This is a genomic window from Leisingera sp. ABD4_442 (genome assembly GCF_056160905.1).
Genome location: NZ_JBSWYB010000001.1, coordinates 112,084 through 133,035 on the forward strand (window position 1 = coordinate 112,084; position 20,952 = coordinate 133,035).

Genomic DNA, 20,952 nt, shown 5'->3' on the forward strand with positions numbered 1-20,952 from the left:
ATGCCCACCGATACGCCCCAGCCTGCCTTTGTCCTTGTCCGCCCCCAGATGGGCGAGAATATCGGTGCCGCGGCGCGGGCGATGTGGAACTTCGGTCTCGACCGGATGCGCATCGTGGCGCCGCGCGACGGATGGCCGAACCCCAAGGCGGTGGCGATGTCTTCTGGCGCTGGGCGACTGCTGGATGAGGCGCAGCTGTGCGCCGACGTGCCGGAGGCGCTGGGCGACTGCACCTATGTGTTTGCCACCACCGCCCGCCAGCGCGGGCTGACCAAGCCGGTCTACAGCCCCGAACGCGCCATGCAGATCGCGGCGGAGAAGATCGCAGCGGGCGAGAAGGTCGCGGTGATGTTTGGGCCGGAACGTGCTGGCCTTGAGAATGAGGATATCGCCAAGGCGAACGCCATCATCTCGGTGCCGGTGAACCCGCTTTACGCTTCCTTGAACCTGGGCCAATGCGTGCTGCTGACCGGCTATGAATGGATGCGCCAATCGGGCGAAGTCGTGCATGAAACAACCGATCTGGGCCGCAAGGGCGACTGGGCGAGCGGCGTTGAAGTCGAAAAACTGGTGGAACATTATGAGGATCGGCTGGACGAAGCGGGCTTCTTCTTCCCGCCAGAAAAGGCAGACAGCATGAAGACCAACCTGCGCAACCTGTGGTCCCGGATGCGGATGACCCGTTCCGACGTGCAGATGCTGCACGGCATCATGCGCCAGATGGTCCGCTGGAAAGAGCGCGGCGGCGAGTAAGCTGCTCTGGACCTTTGAATAACCCGCCCCTAGCTTGGCACCAGAGAAAAAGAGGCAAGCATGAGCAAGCGCAGCATTTTCGAAGAGGTTGAGGGCGAGAAGAAAGACGCGCCCGCGGTGCAGCCGGGTCTGATCGACCGGGGCCGTGGCGGTGCCCGCAAGGCGATCCGCGCCTGGCTGATGGTGCTGTTTGCGCTGGTGGTTGCAATGATCGTGGTGGGCGGGCTGACGCGCCTGACCGACAGCGGCCTGTCGATTACTGAATGGCGCCCCGTGACCGGGGCCGTCCCGCCGATGTCCGAGGCGGAGTGGCAGGCAGAGTTCGACAAATACAAGGAAATCGACCAGTGGCGCATCCAGAACCAGTGGATGGAACTGGCTGATTTCAAAGAGATCTATTGGTGGGAGTGGGGCCACCGCCAGCTGGGCCGCTTCATTGGCGTGGTCTGGGCGCTTGGGTTCTTCGGCTTTCTGGCCGCGCGCAAGATCCCGGCCGGCTGGGCTGGCCGGCTGCTGCTGCCCGGTGTCTTGGGCGGCGTTCAGGGCGCCATCGGCTGGTGGATGGTGGCCTCTGGCGTCACGCAGGGCGAGGGAATGACCGCCGTGGCCTCCTACCGCCTTGCTGTGCATCTGGGGCTGGCGTTCGTGATCCTCGGATTCATTGCCTGGTATGTGCTGATGCTGGGCCGCGAGGAGCGCGAGCTGATGCAGGCACGCCGCGCCAAGGAGGCCAAGCTGTTCAGCCTGTCCACCGGCCTGATGCATTTTGCTTTCCTGCAGATCCTGCTGGGCGCGCTGGTGGCGGGCATCGACGCCGGACGCTCCTATACCGACTGGCCGCTGATGGGCGGGCAGGTGATCCCGCCGAACCCCTTCATGCTGGAGCCGGTTTGGAAGAACTTCTTTGAAAACCCCGGGCTGGTGCAATTCATCCACCGGGTGGCGGGGTATCTGCTGTTTGCCTTTGCCGTGGTGGCCTGGCTGCGCGGGCGCGGCTCTGCCCACGCGCGCACCCGCTTTGCCTTCAACGCCGTTTTCGCAGCGCTGTCGGTGCAGGTGGTGCTGGGGATCATCACCGTGGTTTACGCCGCGCCGCTGCACGCCGCGATCACCCATCAGCTGGTGGCTATCGGTGTCTGGGTGCTGATTTTGCGCGCCCGTTTCCTGTCTGCCTATCCCATTGCAACCTCGATCAAGGATCACTGACCCATGAGCGCATTTGACGAATTGATGGCCTTCCAGCGCGAAACCCAGGCGCTGGGGCAGATTGCGGGCCGTCTGGGCTGGGATCAGGAAACCATGATGCCGCGCGGGGCGGCACCGCAGCGAGGAGAGGAAATGGCCGCGATCGAGGCGGTGCTGCACGCCCGCCGCAGCGATCCGCGGGTGGCGGAGTGGCTGGAGCAAGCGGTTGCCCCCAATGAGGCAGGAGATGCGCAGCTGCGCGAAATCCGCCGCAGCTATGAGCGCACCGTCAAGGTTCCCGCCGACCTGGCCAAGAAGATCGCACAGGTGACCTCCGAGGCGCAGGGCCAATGGGCCGCGGCGCGGGCGGATGAGGACGTGGCCGCCTTTGTGCCGGTGCTGGAGGAAGTTGTCGCGCTGAAACGCGAAGAAGGCCTGGCGCTGGCTGCGGGCGGCGATGTCTATGACGCCATGGTCGAGGACTATGAGCACGGCATGACCGGGGCAGGGATCGCCGAGATCTTTGATGCCATGCGCCCCGGTCTGGTGGAGCTGCGCGCGAAGGTGCTGGCGAAGCCCGCGCCGAAGGGGCTGAGCGGAAGTTTCGACGAAGCCGCGCAGATGAAGCTGACCCGCAAGATCGCCAAGGTCTTTGGCTATGACATGGCCCATGGACGGGTCGACAAGGCGGTGCATCCGTTCAGCTCTGGCTCTGGCCTTGACGTGCGGATCACCACGCGCACCAGCGAGACCGACCCGTTCAACTGTTTTTATTCGACCATTCATGAGGTCGGCCACGGCGCCTATGAACAGAACATCAGCCGCGATTACCTGCTGACTCCGCTGGGCAGCGGCGTGTCGATGGGCGTGCATGAAAGCCAGAGCCGGATCTATGAAAACCAGATCGGCCGCAGCCGCGCCTTTACCGGCTGGCTGTTTGAGGAGATGAAAGACGCCTTTGGCGATTTCGGGATTGCCGATGCGGATGCCTTTTATGCGGCCGTCAATTCGGTGCATAAGGGCTATATCCGGACAGAAGCGGATGAGCTGCAATACAACCTCCATATCATGATGCGGTTCGGCCTGGAGCGCGCGCTGATGAGCGGCGACCTGGCGGTGAAGGACCTGGAAGCGGCCTGGAATGACCGGTTTGAGGCGGACTTTGGTTATGCCGTGGACAAGCCGTCGAACGGCTGTTTGCAAGACGTGCATTGGTCGGTGGGCCTGTTCGGCTATTTCCCGACCTACACGCTGGGCAATGTCTATGCCGGCTGTCTCTATCAGGCGCTGCGCCGGGATGTGCCGGGGCTGGATGCAGAGCTGGCAGAGGGTGACACCAGCGGTGCAACCGGCTGGCTGAAGGACAAGCTGCAGCAGCATGGCGGTTTGCGCAGCCCGCGCGATACCATCGTGTATGCGGCGGGCATGGAGCCAAGCCACACACCGCTGCTGGCCTATCTCGAAGAGAAGTTCAGCCTGCTATACGATCAATAAGGTCTGGTTTAGCGCAAACCCTTCCAGGGGCAGGGGAAATTGCCTGCCCCGGAAATGCCGCATTTTAAGTTTATTCTCAGAAGCTCATGGGGATGTGAGTAAGTGAGTAAACTGATGCATACAGCCGTAGCCTATCTGATTTTTGCCAGCTTTGTTCTGGCCCCGACCCTGATCTGAAGCGGCAGGACGCCAGGTTAGACCAGCGCCATCCGCTCTGCCCGTTCAGGATCCGGGAAGGGGCGGTAGAGGCCGATGTCGGCCGTGGCAATCAGGGCCGTGACGTGAGAGTAGAGCTTTTCGACCTCCTCGTCATGCTCGCCCAGAACGCGGAAGGCCTGATCCAGCTGGGTCATGTCCTTGAATTCGATTTCCAGCAGGAAATCGCGGCAATTGTCACTGGCGAGGTTCAGCTTGCGCCGCAGCAGGCGCCAGCCCAGAACCACGCCGCGCTCTTGCAGATATGCCATCCATTGATCGACCGCGCTGGCAAATGAAAGCGCCTTGGCTTCGTGCTGCAGGTCGATGGAGCAGTGGTACAAGTTCATGGGGCACACCCTTTCTGAGAAAACAGAACTTGACCGCAAGAATGGCAGATACCGGTTAGAACCCGGTTAATAATGCGAACGCCGCCCCGGCAACGGAGCGGCGTTCAATGTTTCCAATGGGATGCGGCTTATTCCTCGCCGCCGTCCTCATCCTCGCCGTTTTCAGCGATCCAAGCGACAGAGACCACTTCCTCACCCTTGCCGGTGTTGAACACCCGCACACCGCCAGCCGAACGCGAGCGGAAGGAGATGCCATCGACCGGCACCCGGATCGACTGGCCCTTGGAGGTGGCCAGCATGATCTGATCGTCCAGCTCAACCGGGAAGGAGGCCACAATCTCGCCGCCGCGCATCGCCTTGTCCATCGCGGTAACACCCATGCCGCCGCGGCCGCGCACCGGGTAGTCATGCGATGAGGACAGCTTGCCCGAGCCGCCAGTGGTTATGGTCAGGATCAGATTCTCGGCTGCCGACATCTCTGAATAGAGCTCGGTGGAGAAGTTCGGATCCTCAACCGCATCCTCATCCGAAGCTTCGGCATCGTCGGTCAGACCGGCCATCGCCCGGCGCATCTTGAGGTATGCGGTGCGCTGCTCCGGGGTGTATTTTGAGTGGCGGATCACTGACATTGAGACAACGCTATCCTCGCCGGTCAGCTTGATGCCGCGGACACCGGTGGACTCGCGCGAGTTGAACACGCGCACGTCGGTAGAACGGAAGCGGATGGCGCGGCCCGAATTGGTGAACAGCATCACGTCGTCGTCTTCCGAGCAGATGCGCACGTTCACCAGTTGGACGGAGCCGTCCTCCGGCAGTTTCATGGCGATCTTGCCGTTGCGGCGTACATTGGTGAAGTCCGACAGACGGTTGCGGCGCACATCGCCGCCCGAAGTCGCAAAGACCACCTGCAGGTTTTCCCATTCCTCGTCCGGCACATCGACCGGCATGATGGCAGCAATGGATACCCCGGTCGGGATCGGCAGGATGTTGACGATCGCCTTGCCCTTGGAGGTGCGGCCGCCCTGCGGCAGGCGCCAGGTCTTCAGCTTGTAGACCATGCCGTCGGTGGTGAAGAACAGAAGCTGGGTATGGGTGTTGGCCACAAAGAGGGTGGTGATCACATCCTCTTCCTTGGTCTGCATACCCGACACGCCCTTGCCGCCGCGCTTCTGGGCGCGGAAATCGGCCAGCGGCGTGCGCTTGATGTAGCCGCCGGAGGTCACGGTCACCACCATGTCCTCGCGCTCGATCAGGTCCTCGTCCTCCATGTCGCCGGACCAGTCGACGATCTCGGTGCGGCGCGGCACGGCGAAGTTGTCGCGGACTTCGCGCAGCTCGTCGCCGATGATGCCCATGATGCGCTCGCGCGAGGACAGAATCTCAAGGTATTCCTTGATCTTGGCTGCCAGTTCTTCCAGCTCGTCGGTGACTTCCTTGACGCCGATCTGGGTCAGGCGCTGCAGGCGCAGCTCCAGAATGGCACGGGCCTGGGTCTCCGACAGGTTATAGGTCCCGTCGTCGTTCATCTTGTGTGTCGGGTCGTCTATCAGGCGGATGTAGTCCGCGATGTCGGCGGCCGGCCAGCGCCGGGTCATCAGCTTTTCACGCGCTTCGGCCGCGTCCGCGGAAGAGCGGATTGTGGCGACGATTTCATCAACGTTGGAGACGGCAACAGCCAAACCGCACAGGATGTGGCTGCGTTCACGCGCCTTTCGCAGCAGATGCGCAGTGCGGCGGGCAACGACGTCCTCGCGGAAATCGATGAAGGAGGTCAGGAACTTGCGCAGGGTCAGCTGTTCGGGCCGGCCGCCGTTTAGCGCCAGCATGTTGCAGCCAAAGGAGGTCTGCATCGGGGTGAAGCGGAACAGTTGGTTCAGCACCACCTCAGGCGTTGCGTCGCGTTTCAGCTCGACCACCACCCGCACACCGTTGCGGTCGGATTCGTCCTGTACGTGGGCCACGCCCTCGATCCGCTTTTCGCGGACCTGCTCGGCGATCTTCTCGATCATCGCGGCCTTGTTCACCTGATAGGGAATCTCATCCACGACAATGGCATAGCGGTCCTTGCGGATCTCCTCGACGCGGGTTTTGGAGCGGATGATCACGCTGCCGCGGCCCTCGAGATAGGCCTTGCGGGCGCCGGAGCGACCCAGCATCACACCGCCGGTCGGGAAGTCGGGGCCAGGGATATACTCGATCAGCTGCTCGCTGGTCAGGTCCGGGTCTTCGATCAGTGCCAGTGTGGCGTCGACGACTTCGCCCAGGTTGTGCGGCGGGATGTTGGTGGCCATGCCGACCGCGATACCACCGGCGCCGTTGACCAGCATGTTCGGGAAACGGGCCGGGAGAACGGTCGGCTCGCGGTCTTTGCCGTCGTAGTTGTCCTGGAAATCGACGGTCTCTTTCTCGATATCCGCCAGGATCGCCGCGGCGGGCTTGTCCATGCGGACCTCGGTGTAGCGCATTGCCGCCGGGTTATCCCCGTCCATCGAGCCGAAGTTGCCCTGGCCGTCCAAGAGCGGCAGCGACATTGAAAAGTCCTGCGCCATCCGTACCAGCGCGTCATAGATCGCGCTGTCGCCGTGCGGGTGGTATTTACCCATCACGTCGCCAACCGGGCGGGCCGACTTGCGGTAGGCCTTGTCATGGGTGTTGCCGGATTCGTGCATGGCGTAGAGAATCCGCCGGTGAACCGGTTTCAGACCGTCACGCAGGTCCGGGATGGCCCGGCTGACGATGACCGACATCGCATAGTCGAGATACGAGTTGCGCATCTCGGTTTCGATGGAAACGGTTGGCCCGTCATAGGCCGGGCGTTCCGGCAGATTTTCGTCCATGTTTTCAGGAGTTTCCGGCGTATCGCTCACGTTGGCTGCCCGCTCTTTCTTCTGGGTCTATATATTGTGTTCGCACCCTATCAGAGACCGTATATGAGGCGCAAGCACACAGCCTCCGAAAGCCGGAAACCAACCGTTCACGCGGGGGTAACGCACTGTTTTTGAGGAAATTAACCAATTGCACCCTAGCATCAATCAGAGGGGGTAAGAATTGGAGGCTAGAGATGGAGACCAGCGAAACCGAGCTGATGCTCAAGGGATACGGGCTGACCACGGCAGAATTCACCTACCACATGCCGGACCACATCCATGTTTTGAACACCTTTGTCTGGCAGGAATACGACCTTGCGCCGGACCACCCGCGGCTGTTTGAGTTCATCGAATTCTGGCATCGCGAGATCGAAGGGCCGCTGCACTCGGTGCGGTTCAATCACCGCAAGATGATCGGCCCCGGCGAATGGCGCAATGTGGTCGGAGAGTTCCAGATCCACTGACCGGATCTTCTGAGCAGGATCAGCGCCAGGCGTAGACCGCGCAGCCGGTGGAGCCGCTGGAGGTGAAACTGCGCCCGTCCGCGGCAAGGCGGCCGCGCCAGGTAACGGTGATGCCGGGGAAATAATCCGTGCCGCTGATCTGCTGGCCGTTCAGGTAGACCTCTGTGTTGGCATTCTGGCCCAGGGAGTCGCTGAGCCGCCCATGATATTTGTTGCCGCCCGCATGGGTGTAATGGACGTTTCCAGTGACCTTGACCACCAGGGCACAGGTGGCCTTGAACTTCCAGGCGCCTGCCAGCGGCGCAGCGGCTTTTGTTGGTACAGGTGCCGGGGTAGAGGCAGTTCTGGGCGCAGGTTTGCAGACTTCCCCTGACTTTTGGCGCAGTTCCTCCAGTGCGTGGGCGGTGCCCAGATCATCGGCGCCGAGGGTGCTGTCTGACGCTGCCAGATAGGCAGCAAAGGCGCTGCGGGTGCGCGGGCCGGCAATTCCGTCCGGGCGGCCGGCCTGGCAGCCGATTTCGTTCAGCGCCGCCTGTGTGTCCCGCATCACCGCCTTTGAGTCCGGAATGACCGGAACGTCAGGGGTTTCGGGCGTTTCCCGGGAGGGTGGCTCCGCCTGCGCCTGTTCAGTTTCCAGCCCCTGCCTTAGCTGCAAGGCAACTGTATAGGTGTATTCGTCCTCACGGCCCGAATAGCGTTCAAGAAAGCTGTCGAGCGCCTGGGGAGTGCCGATGGAGCGTGCGAGTTCAAAATCTGATTGTATTGTGGGGGCTGGCGCCGGCGCAGGCTCCGCGGGGAGCACGGCCTGCGTGAAATAGAATTCCCCTAGCATTTCATCATAGTAGGCGGGCACTTGGCGGTGCTGAACTGTCAGAGCCAGATCGCGCACCTCGCGCCGGAGGCCTGCAACCAGCGTGCGCAGCTCCAGTCCCGGTTTGGACAGGAGCGGCAGCAGAGCGCGGGTGAAGACGGAGTTTTCTGCCGTGTCCGTCTCGTTCAGCCGGTCCAGCGCCAGCTGGCCTGCGCCAGCGGAGAAGATCACGAAGGTGCCTTGGGGCGCGGCAATCCGGCCAAGACCCCGGGTGGTTCCGATGCTGCGGCCCTCGACCAGCTCAAACGGGTTGTTGCGGCAGGCATCAATGACCACAACCGCAGAGCGCGCGCCGGTTTTGCGGACGCGGTCCAGAAGATCCGACAGGGCGATGGACTCGGACTTCACAAAGTCGCTGCCGCCGGCGCTGGGGGCGGCGATGTCCGTGGGCAGCAGGTAATTCTCGCCGTCGATTTCCACCCCGTGGCCGGCAAAGAAGATAAAGGCCGCATCGCCGGGTTCCAGCCGGGCTGTGAATTCTGAGATTTTCCGGTTCAGCCCGCGGCGGTCCTGATCCAGCGCGGTGGTGACGGTGAAGCCCAGCTCATTGAGCTTCGTGCCAATGGATTGCGCATCCGCGCGGGCCTTGGCCAGCTCAGGCACGTCGGAATAGGAGTTGTTGCCAATAACCAGCGCCATGCGGCTTTGCGCGGCTGCAAAGAAGGGGAGGAAACAAAGAAGCAGAGCAAAAAGAAAACGCATTACACAACACCTGACAGAGAATACTGCACCATGGTGCCATTCTGCCGCCGTCAGGTCAAAGCGGCTTCATCTCTGTGAAGCGTTTATGCTGAACAGCTGGCGCCGCCCAGAACGCAGAATTTGGCGCAGTGGGGGTGGTTCAGCTGGACGGGCCGCTCGGCCTCGGCCAGGGTTGCGCCCATTTCGAACTCTGGTTCGTAAGGCAGCAGGGTACAGGCCAGGACGGCGGGAGCATCCGCGCCCTTGCGTTTCACAACCATGCGGGAGGTGGCGCACATCACGCTTTCAGGCGATTTGTTCAGAATGCCCCAGCACGCGGTGGTGATTTCAGGGACTTCCACGGTTTCGTCCATTTCCGGGAACAGCACGGTCTGGCCCGGGTTCTGTGCGTCGAGGGCAAAGCCGTGGTTTTCAAACAGTGCGGCATAGCCCGCACGGGCCTCTGCCTCGCTCTCGCCCCAGACTGTGCGGCCAGCAACGGCCATTGCAAAGCCGTTGTCGCGGAGCCATTCCATGCCTTCGATGGTCTTGGCAAAGCTGCCTGCGCCGCGTTCCTTGTCATGCAGCGCTTCGCTGTGGTGGTCGACCGATATGCGCAGGGTCAGTTTGCTGCCAAACTCCTTTTGCAGGGCCAGCAAGCCCGCCTTGACCGTCTTGCGCATCATTGGGCGCATGGCGTTTGTTAGGATAAGTAATTCGAACCCCCGCTCCAGCGCGGCGCGGGTCATGGCGATCATTTCGGGGTTCATGAAGGGCTCACCGCCGGTGAAGCCGATTTCCCGGACGGGCCAGTTGCGCTCCGCAATCTGGTCAAGGTAGTCCTTCACCTCAGCCGCGGTCAGATAGACCAGCGCGTCATTGGTAGGAGAGCTGAGGATGTAGCAATTGCTGCATTCGATGTTGCACAGGGTGCCGGTGTTGAACCAAAGGGTTTCCGGATGGCTGAGCGGCACGGAGGCGCGCTGCTGACCGTCTGCTGTCACAAAGGCGTCTTGGAACTTGCCTAGGTTTGCGGCAGATTTTTGCAGGTCTTTCATGCGGATGTCCTTCGAGGCAGTTCCTTTCGCGGCAAGCTACCTTATACTGGGCGGGAAATGAAAGCAGCCGGGCAGGCACATGACAGGGATGTGAGCGGCAGTGTGCCGTGCCTGCACCGGCGGTAACAGGAAGAAGAACACAAGATGGTTTCGCGCGTCATTCCGGTCGATCCGTTTGACCTGGTGATTTTCGGCGGCACAGGCGATCTGGCGCAGCGCAAGATCCTGCCGGCGCTGTTCCGCCGCCATTGTGCAGGTCAGCTGCCGGGCGGCGAGCGGATCATCGGTGCTGCGCGCACCAGCCTGACGGACAGCGAATACCGCGCCATGGTTTCAGATGCAGTGCGCGCCCATGCGGGTCCCAAGGCCTGCGGCGGCGGCGCTCTTGAGGCGTTTCTGGACCGGGTCAGCTATGCTGCCGTTGATGCCGAGGGGCCGGACGGCTGGCCTGAACTTGCCGAAGTGCTGCGCCCGGCCGGGGCTGCGCCGGTGCGGATCTTTTACTTTTCGGTCGGCCCTGGCCTGTTCGGCCCGCTGGCTGACCGCCTGCATGAGTATGGGCTGGCCAATGACGAAACAAGGATCGTGGTGGAGAAACCGTTTGGCCATGACCTGGGGTCGGCCCGGGACTTGAACCAGACGCTGGCCAGCCATTTCGACGAAAGCCAGATCTACCGGATCGACCATTATCTGGGCAAGGAAACAGTGCAGAACCTGATGGCGGTGCGGTTTGGAAATATGTTGTTTGAACCGCTATGGAACAGCCAGTACGTCGATCACATCCAGATCACCGTTGCAGAGACTGTCGGGGTTGAGGGGCGCGAGGCGTATTACGAGCGCGCAGGCGCGATGCGCGATATGATGCAGAACCACTTGATGCAGCTTTTGTGCCTGATTGCGATGGAGCCGCCGGCCAAGTTCGACCCGGACGCGGTGCGCGACGAAAAGCTCAAGGTGATCCGCGCGCTGGATCCGGTGGAGCCGCATCACATCGTGCGCGGGCAGTATCAGGCGTCGCTAGACCCAGAAGCACCGCATCCGTCTTATCGTGGACTGGTCGGCAACCCGCGCAGCACGACTGAAAGCTACGTCGCGCTGAAGGCACATATCAGCAATTGGCGATGGGCGGGCACGCCGTTCTACCTGCGCACCGGCAAGCGGCTGGTGAACCGGTCCTCGGTCATTAATGTGATGTTCAAGGATGCGCCGCATTCGATTTTCGGTGCGGAAGCGGGCCGCCACGCCAACCACCTGAAAATCCGACTGCAGCCCAACGAGGGCATCACCCTCAGCGTGACGATCAAGGAACCGGGGCAGGGCGGCATGCGGCTGGTCGACGTGCCCTTGGACATGAGCTTTGCCGAAGCACTGGGGCCTGAAGGCGGCGATCCGCCAGATGCTTATGAACGTTTGATCATGGATGTTGTGCGCGGCAATCAGACGTTGTTTATGAGAGGGGATGAGGTGGAAGCCGCCTGGGCCTGGACAGATCCCGTGATTGCGGGCTGGAAGTCCCGGGGAGATGTGCCTAAACCCTATGAAAGCGGTAGCACCGGACCCGGGGATGCCGATTTGCTGATGCGCCGGGATGGGCGTGAATGGAGAGGGATAAACCCATGAAATTCAACGAATACCCAGATCAGGATATGCTGGCGATAGAAGTGGCGAACGAAATTGCCGGCGATTTGAAGACCCATCTTCTGCATCACGAAAGCGCGTCTTTTGCTGTGGCTGGCGGCAGTACGCCCGGCGTGATTTTCGACGATCTATGCGCTGCGGATATCGAATGGGACCGGGTCCATGTGATGGCGACCGATGAACGCTGGCTGCCTGCAGATCATGAGCGCTCAAATGCGCGGATGATCCGGGAGCGGCTGCTGCAGAACCGGGCTGGCGCCGCAAGGTTTCTTCCCTTCCACGTGCCGGAACGGGAGCCGGAGCAGGTGCTGGCGGAATTGGAGAGCCTGGTGGTGCCGGAGTTGCCGCTGTCGGTCCTTCTCCTGGGCATGGGGGGGGACATGCACACTGCTTCGCTTTTCCCTGGCACAGCTGGCATTGAAGCGGCGCTGTCAGCGGATGCGCCGTCCCTGGCCGTGCTGCGGCCGGACAGCCAGCCGGAAGCCCGGATCAGCCTGACAGCGCGGGTGCTGGATGCCGCGATTGCTAAACATCTGGTCATCTTCGGGGACGCTAAGCGCCGGGTGCTGGAGCAAGCGATGACATTGCCGCCGGAAACAGCGCCGGTTCAGGCTGTGCTTTCTGAGGTGTCCGTGCATTGGGCGCCTTGATTTCAGGAAAAAATAATATGTTTGAAGCTTTGAAGGCGCTGCGCGCAAACACGTGCGGCGGCAGTATTGTTGACCTGTTCGAGCAGGATCCCGGTCGCGCAAAAGATTTCAGCGTGCGGTTTGAAGACCTGCTGTTCGACTATTCCAAGACGCAAATCACAGCCGGCGTGCGTTCGGAACTGGCGGCCTTGTGCGAGCGTCAGAACGTTGCAGACCGCCTCGCGGCGATGTTTCAAGGCGGCGTAATCAACGAAACCGAACAGCGGGCTGTATTGCACACCGCGTTGCGCGATCCCGGCGGGGCGGAGCTGCTGGTCGGTGGCGAAGACATCCGGGCACCATTGCGCGCAACGCTGGGCAGGATGGAGCGTCTGGCGCAGCGGGTCCGCTCTGGCAAGCAAACCGGGCCTGGCGGCAGGTTCACCGACGTTTTGAATATTGGCATCGGCGGCTCGGATTTGGGGCCGGTCATGGCTGCACTGGCTCTGGCGCCTTATCATGACGGGCCGCGCTGCCATTTTGTCTCCAATGTGGATGGCGCCCACATTCACGACATTCTGCAACGAATTGACCCTAAAACAACTTTGGTGATTGTTGCCTCCAAAACCTTCACCACGGCCGAAACCATGCTCAACGCGGCGACCGCGCGCAGCTGGGTCGAGGCCGGCGGCGGCGAGCCGGCACGCCAGTTTTTTGCCTTGTCCACATCGGAAAAGGAGACCGCGGCCTTTGGCATCCCGCGCAACCAGGTGTTCGGGTTCGAAGATTGGGTTGGCGGCCGCTATTCCGTCTGGGGGCCGATCGGTCTCAGCCTGATGCTGGCGGTCGGGCCAGAGCGTTTTCGTGAGTTCCTTGACGGTGGCAAGTCCATGGACCGCCATTTCCAGGAGGCTCCCTGGCAGCAGAATATGCCGGTGATGCTGGCGCTGACAGGGATTTGGCACAATCAGGTTTGCGGATACCCGACGCGGGCCGTGCTGCCCTATGATCAGCGGCTGCGGCGGCTGCCGGCCTATCTGCAGCAGCTGGAGATGGAATCGAACGGCAAATCGGTGGCGATGGACGGCGCACCGCTGCCTTATCCGACCGGGCCGATTGTCTGGGGCGAGCCGGGAACCAATGGCCAGCACGCTTTTTATCAGCTGCTGCATCAGGGCACATCTGTTGTTCCGGCTGAATTCATGGTGGCTGCCAAGGGCCATGAACCGGAGCTGGAACAGCACCACAGGCTGCTGGTGGTCAACTGCCTGGCGCAGTCCGAAGCGCTGATGCGGGGCCGAAGCCTGGAACAGGCACGCGCGCTCATGAGGAAGGCAGGTTACGAGGGGGCGGAGCTGGAGCGGCAGGCGCGTCACCGGGTATTCCCTGGCAACCGCCCGTCCACTACCCTGATCTACCCGCAGCTGACGCCTTATATTCTGGGGCAGGTCATCGCGCTTTATGAGCATCGGGTGTTTGTTGAGGGCGTGATCCTGGGCATCAACTCCTTTGACCAATGGGGGGTAGAGCTGGGCAAGGAGCTTGCAAATTCGTTGGAGCCCTTGCTGGCCGGGGAGAAAAGCGCAGAGGGCAAGGATGGCTCAACCCGTGCCCTGCTGGGTTTTGTGCGCGGGGCCGGGAACTGAGGCTGGTTTGAGAAGCGGCGGGGCGGGACCGCCCCGCGGCCCTGATCAGGGCAGCGTTACGCTGCTGGTGATCGTGTTGACAAAGTTTCCGCTTGCCGGGTCCGTTAGCGACGAAAACGTGCCGCCGCCTGCCGCCCCGGCCCAAGGCCCTGTGCCGCCGCTCAGCTTCCAGCTGCCTGTCAGGGCGCCGGATGAATCCATGCCCTCCGCGTGCCAATGCAGCACGACCTTGTCCCCGGCCTTGTCAGTGAAGGCACAAATACCGCCGCCGGTGACACCGGATGGGGCAGCCTCAACCGCGCCGAAACATGGCCCGGCGGCGCCGTTCATCGGGTGCTCCGCGTCTTCCATTTCGACATTCTCGTAGGAGCTGCTGGTTTGAATCACCATGTGGCCGTCGGCGATTTCCGTGGCTGAGTTGCTTGCAATGCCGGTTCCGGTACCGCCCTGTTCCCAGGTTGTGCCTGCAACTGCGGTTCCGGCGCTGAAGACGCACAGGAGTGCGGCGGCAAAATAGTGGCGTGTCATACTGGTACCCTCCCAAACTGGCAGCCCTAAACATGCGGGCCTGCCGGGGCAGTCTACCACAAACAGCAGGACAGCGCGCGGGTACAGCAGTCAGGAAGGAAGACCACCGCGTTGCGCGGTAACTGTCTGGAAAATATGGAAGGCTGGAGCGGGTAGCGGGAATCGAACCCGCGCCTTAAGCTTGGGAAGCTCGCATGATACCATTTCACCATACCCGCTTGTGCAGGCAGGAGTATGCCGCTGCGGCGCCAAGGTCAAGGGCGCCGCAGCGAAATTCTTGCCGGTTCCGGATCAGCCCCGGCGGCGCCGGCGGCGGCCGCCTCCGGCGCCTTCGCCTTCACCGCCGCCGGTGTTGAAGTTCACCTGCGGCAGAGTGACGACGGTTTCCAGGATCGGGAAGGGTTCAGCCGAGTTCGGAATCGCCGAGGCATTCACGAAATGCTCCTGGAAGCGGGGCTCAACCGCGGTCTCGATTTTCTCGATCCGGCGCACGGTTTCCTCAATCTCGCCGCGCGCCTCGGTGTTCAAAAGCGCAATGCGGGCACCGGTGCCTGCGGCGTTGCCGGCCGAGGTGACCTTATCCAGCACGCAGTCGGGAATCATGCCCAGCACCATGGCGTGCTTGGCAGAGATATGCGCGCCAAAGGCGCCGGCCAGGACCACGCGGTCCACGGTATCGACTCCGAATTTGTCCATCAAGAGGCGCGCACCGGAGTAGAGCGCCGCCTTGGCCATCTGGATCGCACGGATGTCCGGGTTGGTGACGGTGATCGTCGGGCCGCCCTCGGCGGAGCCGTCCCACAGCAGATAGGCATTGGTGCGCCCGTCCTGGATGCAGCGGGCGGATCCGGTCTGCTCCGCCGAGCCGATCAGGCCGGAGGCGTCCAGCACGCCTGCCAGACGCATTTCCGCAATCGCCTCGATGATGCCGGAGCCGCAGATGCCGGTGATGCCGGTGGTGGCGATGGATTCGGCAAATCCGACCTCATCCGACCAGATCTCGGAGCCGATCACCCGGAAGCGGGGTTCCTTGGTCTCTGGGTTGATTTCGACGCGTTCAATGGCGCCTGGGGCAGCGCGCTGACCGCTGGAGATCTGGGCGCCCTCAAACGCCGGGCCGGTGGGGGAGGAGCAGGCCAGCACCTTCTCCTTGTTGCCCAGCAGGATCTCTGCGTTGGTGCCGACGTCGACGACCAGCACCAAGTCTTCGGATTTGTCGGGGGCCTCCGACAGAGCCACCGCAGCGGCATCGGCGCCGACATGGCCCGCGATACAGGGCAGCAGGTAGACGCGGGCAGCCGGGTGGATATTCAGGTCCAGTTCCGCTGCGCGCAGTGCCAGCGCGTTGGAGGTCGCCAGCGCAAACGGGGCCTGGCCCAGCTCGAACGGGTCGATGCCCAGGAACAGGTGGTGCATCACCGGGTTGCAGACAAACACTGCATCCACGATCAGCGCCTTGTCGATCTCCGCCTCAGCCGCAATCTGGGTGAACAGCGCGTTCATGCCCTCGCGCACGGCGCGGGTCATCTCCTGGTCGCCGCCCTTGTTCATCATCGAATATGAGACCCGGCTCATCAGGTCTTCGCCAAAGCGGATCTGCGGGTTCATGATGCCGGAGGAGGCAACGACCTCTCCAGATTTCAAGTCGCACAGATGCGCGGCAATGGTGGTGGAGCCGAGATCGACCGCCAGCCCGTAGATCGAGCCTTCGTAGTAGCCGGGCCAGATATGCATGATCTTGGGCGGGTGGTTCTCGTCTCCCAGATGCACTGCGACGGTGACCTTCCAGCCGCCCTTGCGCAGGGCAGGCTGCAGCACGTTCAGGATATGGAGGTCGGTCTTGACGCCCTTCAAGTCCCACTGGGCGTCCAGCGCTTCAATCAGCCGCTCCATATCGCCGGTGGGCTTGTGCATGTCGGGCTCTTCCACCTCGACGTAATACAGCCGGGTGGAAGGGTTCATGGTAATGTCGCGGGCCTCGGCGCGCTTGCGCACCACCTGGCGGTGGACCTGGCTTTCCGGCGGCACGTCGATCACAACGTCGCCCTGCACGGTGGCCTGGCAGCCGAGGCGGCGGCCGTCGATCAGGCCGCGCTTGTCTTTGTAGCGCTGTTCGACCTTGTTCCACTCGCTTAGCGCGCCGTCTTCAACGGTGACACCATGCTTGGGGAATTCGCCGTATGAGGGTGTGATCTGGCATTTGGAGCAGATCCCGCGGCCGCCGCAGACCGAGTCGAGGTCGACGCCAAGCTGCCGCGCGGCTGTCAGGATCGGCGTGCCCGCGGGGAAACGCCCGCGCTTGCCGGAGGGGGTAAACACAACGAGGGGTTCGTCAGTCATGCCTGTGGCCTTCTCATTCCGCAATTTAGGCGGAGCATATGGGCTTTTGCGGCAAGCGAAAGGCAATGGGCGGCATTTTCCCGCCTGCTGGCGCCATTTTTGAAGAATTGATGAATTTGAAATGCGGTTTAAGGCCTGGCGAACGGTCAGCCGTCCGCCTGTGCCTCAACTTCCTCAAGCCACGCCAGAATCTCTGCCCGGTTGCCGTCGAGCTGAGGGGCGGGGCGGCGGGTATCCGGGTCCGGCAGGCCGCTCATCTTGATCGGGTTGCCGGCCGATAAATTTTCCGGGCAGCCGTCCTCGTCCAGCACATCGACAACCATATTGCGGGCCAGGATCTGCGGGTCTTGCAGCACCTGATCCACGGTTTGGATCGGGCCGGTCGGAACGCCGGCCTCGCTCAGCAGGGCGATCCAATGGGCCTTAGGCTGATCCAATGTCGCCGCTTCGATCAAGCGCTTTAGAAGGCGCGCGTTTTCGCAGCGGGCCGGGTTGGTGGCAAAGCGCGGGTCGGCGGCCAGCGGCAGCAGCAAGGCATCGCAGAGCCGGGCAAACAGGGCGTCATTGCCGGCCGCGATCACGAACAGCCCGTCCGCAGCGTGGAAGGTTTCAAACGGAGTGATTGACGGATGCCGCGCGCCGGAGGGCTGCGGCGCTTCGCCGGTGACGGAGGTGATGGCGATGGCGTGTTCCAAGAGGGCCAGCTGGCTGTCCAGCATCGCAACGTCGATGAACCGGCCCTTGCCCGTTTTCTGGACGTCCAAAAGCGCGGCGAGGATGCCATGGCCGAGGAACATGCCCGCAACGATGTCCCCGATGGAGGCGCCGACCCGCACAGGCTCGCGGTTTTTCTCTCCGGTGATCGACATCACGCCGCCGCGCGCCTGAACCACCATGTCATAGGCGGGTTTCAGGGCGTCGGGGCCGGTGTGGCCGAAACCTGAGACCGCACCGTAGATCAGCCGGGGGAACCGGGCGTGCAGGTCGTCCCAGCCGTAGCCAAGCCGCTGCATCACGCCGGGGCGGTAGTTTTCCAGGAGCACATCAGCCTGGCCCAGCAGGCGTTCGAACACCTGCCGGTCCTCAGTTGCTTTCAGATCCAGCGCGATGCTTTGCTTGCCATGGTTGATGGTGGCGAAATAGGCGCTGCTGCCGTTTTTGAAAGGCGGGAAGGCGCGGGTGTCGTCGCCTGTGCCGGGCCGTTCAACCTTGATCACCCTGGCACCGAGGTCCGACAGGATCATCGAGCAGTAGGGGCCTGCCAGAACATGGGTCAGGTCCAGAATGGTGATGTTTTCCAAGGGGCCGGGCATGGCAAAATCCTGCATCATTGCTGCAGCTTTACTGATAGCCGCGGCAGCGCGCTTCGCATTGACCCAGATCAGCCTGCTGCCAAAGAATTGCTGCGCTGCAGGAATTCTTGGCGCCAGCCTCTTTCCACCCGCATGCTTCTGTGCCATAGGGTCACCGCCAAACGGGGTTATGCATGAGGACGACCAATGCAGATTCGTGAGGCTCTCACCTTTGATGATGTTCTACTGGTGCCAGGCGCGTCGAGCGTTCTGCCCAACACTGCGGATACGCGCACACGGGTGACCCAGTCAATCGCCCTCAATATCCCGCTCTTGAGCTCGGCGATGGATACCGTGACCGAGGCGCGGATGGCTATTGCGATGGCGCAGGCCGGCGGCATGGGCGTCATTCACAAGAACCTGAACACCGAAGAGCAGGCCCGCGAAGTGCGCCGGGTCAAGCGGTTCGTGTCCGGTATTGTTTACAACCCCATTACGCTGACCCCGGACCAGACCCTGGCCGATGCCCAGGCGCTGCAGGAGCGTTACCGCGTCACCGGCTTCCCGGTTGTTGATGGATCCGGCCGTGTCGTTGGCATCGTGACCAACCGCGACATGCGCTTTGCCACCGACGCCAGCACGCCTGTTTCAGTGATGATGACCTCGGACAATCTGGCGATGCTGCAGGAACCGGCTGATCTGGAAGAGGCCAAGTCCCTGATGAAGGCGCGCCGGATCGAGAAACTGCTGGTGTCTGACAAGGATGGCAAGCTGACCGGCCTGCTGACCCTCAAGGACACCGAACAGGCGGTTCTGAACCCCACCGCCTGTAAGGATGAGCTGGGCCGCCTGCGCGTTGCGGCCGCCAGCTCTGTCGGCGATAGCGGGTATGAGCGCTCGGAAGCGCTGATCGACGCAGGCGTGGACGTTGTGGTGGTGGACACCGCGCACGGCCATTCCGCAGGCGTGATCGACGCAGTGAAGCGGATCAAGGCGCAGTACAGCAACATCCAGGTGATTGCTGGTAACGTGGCCACCGGTGAAGCAACCCGCGCGCTGATCGACGCAGGCGCCGATGCGGTCAAGGTTGGCATCGGTCCGGGCTCCATTTGCACCACCCGCATGGTGGCAGGCGTCGGCGTGCCTCAGCTGACTGCGATCATGGACTGCGCCGGAGCTGCGGGCGATGTGCCGGTTATCGCGGATGGCGGTATCAAGTTCTCTGGCGACTTTGCCAAAGCGATTGCGGCGGGCGCATCCTGCGCCATGGTCGGCTCGATGATTGCCGGCACTGACGAAAGCCCGGGCGAGGTGATCCTCTATCAGGGCCGCTCCTTCAAATCCTACCGCGGTATGGGCTCAATGGGTGCAATGGCGCGCGGCTCAGCTGACCGGTACTTCCAGAAAGATGCGGCCAGCGACAAACTGGTGCCGGAAGGGATCGAAGGTCAGGTGCCCTATAAAGGCGGTGCAAACGCAGTGATCCACCAGCTGGTAGGCGGCCTGCGGGCGGCGATGGGCTACACCGGCTGTGCAACCGTCGATGAGATGCGCAAGAACTGCAACTTTGTCCGCATCACCGGCGCCGGGCTGAAGGAAAGCCACGTGCACGACGTTCAGATCACCCGCGAAGCGCCGAACTACCGGGTGGGCTAAGAACCATGATGGCTGCTCGTAAGAATGGGGCAGGGGCATGACCCCCGCCGCCCGCCTGCAGGCGGCCATCGAAATCCTGGACCGGGTGCTGGCGGGGGAACCCGCAGAGAAGGCGCTGACCTCTTGGGGGCGCCGCAGCCGCTTTGCCGGTTCCAAGGATCGCGCGGCGGTGCGTGATCACGTTTTTGACGCAGTGCGCTGCCTGAGGTCCCATGCGGCCTTGGGCGGTTGCCGCAGCGGCCGCGGCCTGATCCTGGGTGCGCTGCGCGAGGCGGGGCAGGACCAGGAACAGTTCTTTACCGGACAGGGCCATGCGCCTGCGCTTTTGACGGACGGGGAACGGGAGCTGCCGTCCGCGCCTGCTGGGGCGGAGGCGCTGGATATTCCTGATTGGCTGTGGCCGGACTTCAGCGCCAGCCTGGGAGATCAGGCCGAAGCGGCGGCAATGGCGATGCGCAGCAGGGCACCAGTGCATCTGCGGGTGAATACCGCGCGCGGATCCGTTGAACAGGCAGCGCAGGCCTTGGCTGGCGAGGGAATTGCCACCGTGCCGCATCCGGCGGCGGCAACGGCGTTGGAAGTGACAGACGGCGCGCGGAAGCTGCGCAACACCAAACCGTATCGGGACGGCTTGGTGGAGCTTCAAGATGCGGCAAGCCAAGCGGTCGTTTTGCGGTTGCCCCTTCGGGATGGCATGAAGGTTCTGGATTACTGCGCCGGCGGTGGCGGCAAGACGCTTGCAATGGCGGCGAAGGCCGGAATCCGGAGTTTCGCCCATGACGCTGACCCCCGGCGGATGAAGGACCTGCCGGAGCGCGCCGCGCGGGCGGGGGCTAATGTCAGGCTGCTTGACACGGCGGACCTGGCCCGCAGCGGGCCGTTTGACCTGGTGTTGTGCGATGTGCCCTGTTCAGGCTCCGGCTCCTGGCGGCGTGCCCCCGAAGGTAAATGGCGTTTGACCGCGGAAGGGCTGGCCGGTCTGCAACGGGTTCAGGGTGAAATCCTGCGTAATGCCGCCCGGTTGACGGCGCCGGGCGGCGTGCTGGCCTATGCCACTTGCTCTATGCTGGATGGAGAAAACAACGCGCAGGTTCAACGGTTTACTGATGAAAACCCCGACTGGCACCTGGCGGATCAAAAAGGCTGGCAGGTGCAGGACGGAACCGACGGTTTCTTTGTTGCCGTGTTGACGCACGCAAAGCACGGTTGTTAGGGTCGCCGCCGGAAAACCTTTGTTTTTCTTAACGTGGTTTTAACCTAAACCGCCGCGTTATGGCGGCACTTTGCACTGTCCATGGAGCCGTA

Annotated in this window: 16 protein-coding genes and 1 tRNA gene; 9 read left to right on the plus strand and 8 right to left on the minus strand. The window is 62.5% G+C overall.

Annotation, left to right across the window (positions count from 1 at the left end; genetic code table 11):
- From ACXAHG_RS00535 to ACXAHG_RS00545, 3 genes are read left to right on the plus strand one after another with little or no spacing between them, the layout of a single operon-like run.
- Complete coding sequence (locus ACXAHG_RS00535; RefSeq protein ID WP_475043367.1) at nucleotides 1-753, plus strand: RNA methyltransferase; 753 nt, start codon at nucleotides 1-3, stop codon at nucleotides 751-753.
- A gap of 60 nt (nucleotides 754-813) precedes the next feature.
- Complete coding sequence (gene ctaA / locus ACXAHG_RS00540) at nucleotides 814-1,959, plus strand: heme A synthase (RefSeq protein WP_475055372.1); 1,146 nt, start codon at nucleotides 814-816, stop codon at nucleotides 1,957-1,959.
- Between the two features lie 3 nt (nucleotides 1,960-1,962).
- Nucleotides 1,963-3,432, plus strand: a complete 1,470-nt coding sequence (locus ACXAHG_RS00545) for a carboxypeptidase M32 (protein WP_475055374.1) — start codon at nucleotides 1,963-1,965, stop codon at nucleotides 3,430-3,432.
- A 194-nt stretch (nucleotides 3,433-3,626) separates the two neighbouring features.
- Here ACXAHG_RS00545 and ACXAHG_RS00550 read toward each other — a convergent pair whose 3' ends face one another.
- Nucleotides 3,627-3,977, minus strand: coding sequence for a DUF6614 family protein (locus ACXAHG_RS00550; RefSeq protein ID WP_475055376.1), 351 nt, complete (start codon nucleotides 3,975-3,977; stop codon nucleotides 3,627-3,629).
- 128 nt (nucleotides 3,978-4,105) lie between these two features.
- Nucleotides 4,106-6,814: a DNA gyrase subunit A gene (gyrA, locus tag ACXAHG_RS00555; RefSeq protein WP_475055616.1), complete on the minus strand. Its 2,709-nt coding sequence runs from the start codon at nucleotides 6,812-6,814 to the stop codon at nucleotides 4,106-4,108.
- A gap of 224 nt (nucleotides 6,815-7,038) precedes the next feature.
- Here gyrA and ACXAHG_RS00560 point away from each other — a divergent pair, with 224 nt between their 5' ends.
- Nucleotides 7,039-7,308 (plus strand): usg protein, encoded by a 270-nt coding sequence (locus ACXAHG_RS00560; RefSeq protein WP_019296257.1) that lies wholly within the window; start codon nucleotides 7,039-7,041, stop codon nucleotides 7,306-7,308.
- 19 nt (nucleotides 7,309-7,327) lie between these two features.
- On the opposite strand, the gene ACXAHG_RS00565 is transcribed toward ACXAHG_RS00560, so the two are convergent.
- Together ACXAHG_RS00565 and ACXAHG_RS00570 are read right to left on the minus strand one after the other, a co-directional pair.
- Nucleotides 7,328-8,818 carry a caspase family protein gene (locus ACXAHG_RS00565; protein ID WP_475055377.1) on the minus strand — a complete coding sequence of 497 codons (1,491 nt, stop codon included), beginning with the start codon at nucleotides 8,816-8,818 and terminating at the stop codon, nucleotides 7,328-7,330.
- A gap of 146 nt (nucleotides 8,819-8,964) precedes the next feature.
- Entirely contained in the window at nucleotides 8,965-9,918 is a 954-nt protein-coding gene (locus tag ACXAHG_RS00570) for a radical SAM protein (RefSeq protein WP_475055379.1), read from the minus strand.
- 144 nt (nucleotides 9,919-10,062) lie between these two features.
- Between ACXAHG_RS00570 and zwf the strand changes: the two genes are divergently transcribed.
- The 3 genes from zwf to pgi are packed head-to-tail and all read left to right on the plus strand — an operon-like array spanning nucleotide 10,063 to nucleotide 13,831.
- Nucleotides 10,063-11,538 carry a glucose-6-phosphate dehydrogenase gene (zwf, locus tag ACXAHG_RS00575; protein ID WP_475055381.1) on the plus strand — a complete coding sequence of 492 codons (1,476 nt, stop codon included), beginning with the start codon at nucleotides 10,063-10,065 and terminating at the stop codon, nucleotides 11,536-11,538.
- The gene (gene pgl, locus ACXAHG_RS00580) at nucleotides 11,535-12,206 is read left to right on the plus strand and encodes a 6-phosphogluconolactonase (protein ID WP_475055382.1); all 672 of its coding nucleotides are present in this window, start codon (nucleotides 11,535-11,537) and stop codon (nucleotides 12,204-12,206) included. Before zwf ends, pgl begins: the two co-directional genes overlap by 4 nt.
- 17 nt (nucleotides 12,207-12,223) lie before the next feature.
- Nucleotides 12,224-13,831, plus strand: coding sequence for a glucose-6-phosphate isomerase (gene pgi, locus ACXAHG_RS00585; protein WP_475055384.1), 1,608 nt, complete (start codon nucleotides 12,224-12,226; stop codon nucleotides 13,829-13,831).
- A 45-nt stretch (nucleotides 13,832-13,876) separates the two neighbouring features.
- Here the strand turns inward: pgi and ACXAHG_RS00590 are convergent, their stop codons facing one another.
- The 4 genes from ACXAHG_RS00590 to ACXAHG_RS00605 form a co-directional block, all read right to left on the minus strand.
- Complete coding sequence (locus ACXAHG_RS00590; RefSeq protein WP_475043350.1) at nucleotides 13,877-14,359, minus strand: hypothetical protein; 483 nt, start codon at nucleotides 14,357-14,359, stop codon at nucleotides 13,877-13,879.
- 144 nt (nucleotides 14,360-14,503) lie between these two features.
- Nucleotides 14,504-14,577: transfer RNA gene (locus tag ACXAHG_RS00595), tRNA-Gly, on the minus strand.
- Nucleotides 14,578-14,650: 73 nt separating this feature from the next.
- Nucleotides 14,651-16,699 carry an ASKHA domain-containing protein gene (locus tag ACXAHG_RS00600; RefSeq protein WP_475055386.1) on the minus strand — a complete coding sequence of 683 codons (2,049 nt, stop codon included), beginning with the start codon at nucleotides 16,697-16,699 and terminating at the stop codon, nucleotides 14,651-14,653.
- A gap of 146 nt (nucleotides 16,700-16,845) precedes the next feature.
- The gene (locus tag ACXAHG_RS00605; RefSeq protein ID WP_475055388.1) at nucleotides 16,846-18,012 is read right to left on the minus strand and encodes a CaiB/BaiF CoA transferase family protein; all 1,167 of its coding nucleotides are present in this window, start codon (nucleotides 18,010-18,012) and stop codon (nucleotides 16,846-16,848) included.
- Between the two features lie 186 nt (nucleotides 18,013-18,198).
- Here ACXAHG_RS00605 and guaB point away from each other — a divergent pair, with 186 nt between their 5' ends.
- Complete coding sequence (gene guaB / locus ACXAHG_RS00610) at nucleotides 18,199-19,647, plus strand: IMP dehydrogenase (protein ID WP_475055390.1); 1,449 nt, start codon at nucleotides 18,199-18,201, stop codon at nucleotides 19,645-19,647.
- A gap of 37 nt (nucleotides 19,648-19,684) precedes the next feature.
- Nucleotides 19,685-20,860 carry an RsmB/NOP family class I SAM-dependent RNA methyltransferase gene (locus ACXAHG_RS00615; RefSeq protein ID WP_475055392.1) on the plus strand — a complete coding sequence of 392 codons (1,176 nt, stop codon included), beginning with the start codon at nucleotides 19,685-19,687 and terminating at the stop codon, nucleotides 20,858-20,860.
- Nucleotides 20,861-20,952: the final 92 nt, after the last annotated feature.

What these genes read in the sequence shown, in the direction of transcription:
- ACXAHG_RS00535 (WP_475043367.1), top strand. Translation starts at nt 1, where the DNA reads ATGCCCACCGATACGCCCCAGCCTGCCTTTGTCCTTGTCCGCCCCCAG.
- ACXAHG_RS00560 (WP_019296257.1), top strand. Translation starts at nt 7,039, where the DNA reads ATGGAGACCAGCGAAACCGAGCTGATGCTCAAGGGATACGGGCTGACC.
- pgl (WP_475055382.1), top strand. Translation starts at nt 11,535, where the DNA reads ATGAAATTCAACGAATACCCAGATCAGGATATGCTGGCGATAGAAGTG.
- ACXAHG_RS00570 (WP_475055379.1), bottom strand. Translation starts at nt 9,918, where the DNA reads ATGAAAGACCTGCAAAAATCTGCCGCAAACCTAGGCAAGTTCCAAGAC.
- zwf (WP_475055381.1), top strand. Translation starts at nt 10,063, where the DNA reads ATGGTTTCGCGCGTCATTCCGGTCGATCCGTTTGACCTGGTGATTTTC.
- ACXAHG_RS00565 (WP_475055377.1), bottom strand. Translation starts at nt 8,818, where the DNA reads ATGGCGCTGGTTATTGGCAACAACTCCTATTCCGACGTGCCTGAGCTG.
- guaB (WP_475055390.1), top strand. Translation starts at nt 18,199, where the DNA reads ATGCAGATTCGTGAGGCTCTCACCTTTGATGATGTTCTACTGGTGCCA.
- ACXAHG_RS00605 (WP_475055388.1), bottom strand. Translation starts at nt 18,012, where the DNA reads ATGCCCGGCCCCTTGGAAAACATCACCATTCTGGACCTGACCCATGTT.
- ACXAHG_RS00600 (WP_475055386.1), bottom strand. Translation starts at nt 16,699, where the DNA reads ATGACTGACGAACCCCTCGTTGTGTTTACCCCCTCCGGCAAGCGCGGG.
- gyrA (WP_475055616.1), bottom strand. Translation starts at nt 6,814, where the DNA reads ATGGACGAAAATCTGCCGGAACGCCCGGCCTATGACGGGCCAACCGTT.
- ACXAHG_RS00615 (WP_475055392.1), top strand. Translation starts at nt 19,685, where the DNA reads ATGACCCCCGCCGCCCGCCTGCAGGCGGCCATCGAAATCCTGGACCGG.
- pgi (WP_475055384.1), top strand. Translation starts at nt 12,224, where the DNA reads ATGTTTGAAGCTTTGAAGGCGCTGCGCGCAAACACGTGCGGCGGCAGT.
- ACXAHG_RS00550 (WP_475055376.1), bottom strand. Translation starts at nt 3,977, where the DNA reads ATGAACTTGTACCACTGCTCCATCGACCTGCAGCACGAAGCCAAGGCG.
- ctaA (WP_475055372.1), top strand. Translation starts at nt 814, where the DNA reads ATGAGCAAGCGCAGCATTTTCGAAGAGGTTGAGGGCGAGAAGAAAGAC.
- ACXAHG_RS00545 (WP_475055374.1), top strand. Translation starts at nt 1,963, where the DNA reads ATGAGCGCATTTGACGAATTGATGGCCTTCCAGCGCGAAACCCAGGCG.
- ACXAHG_RS00590 (WP_475043350.1), bottom strand. Translation starts at nt 14,359, where the DNA reads ATGACACGCCACTATTTTGCCGCCGCACTCCTGTGCGTCTTCAGCGCC.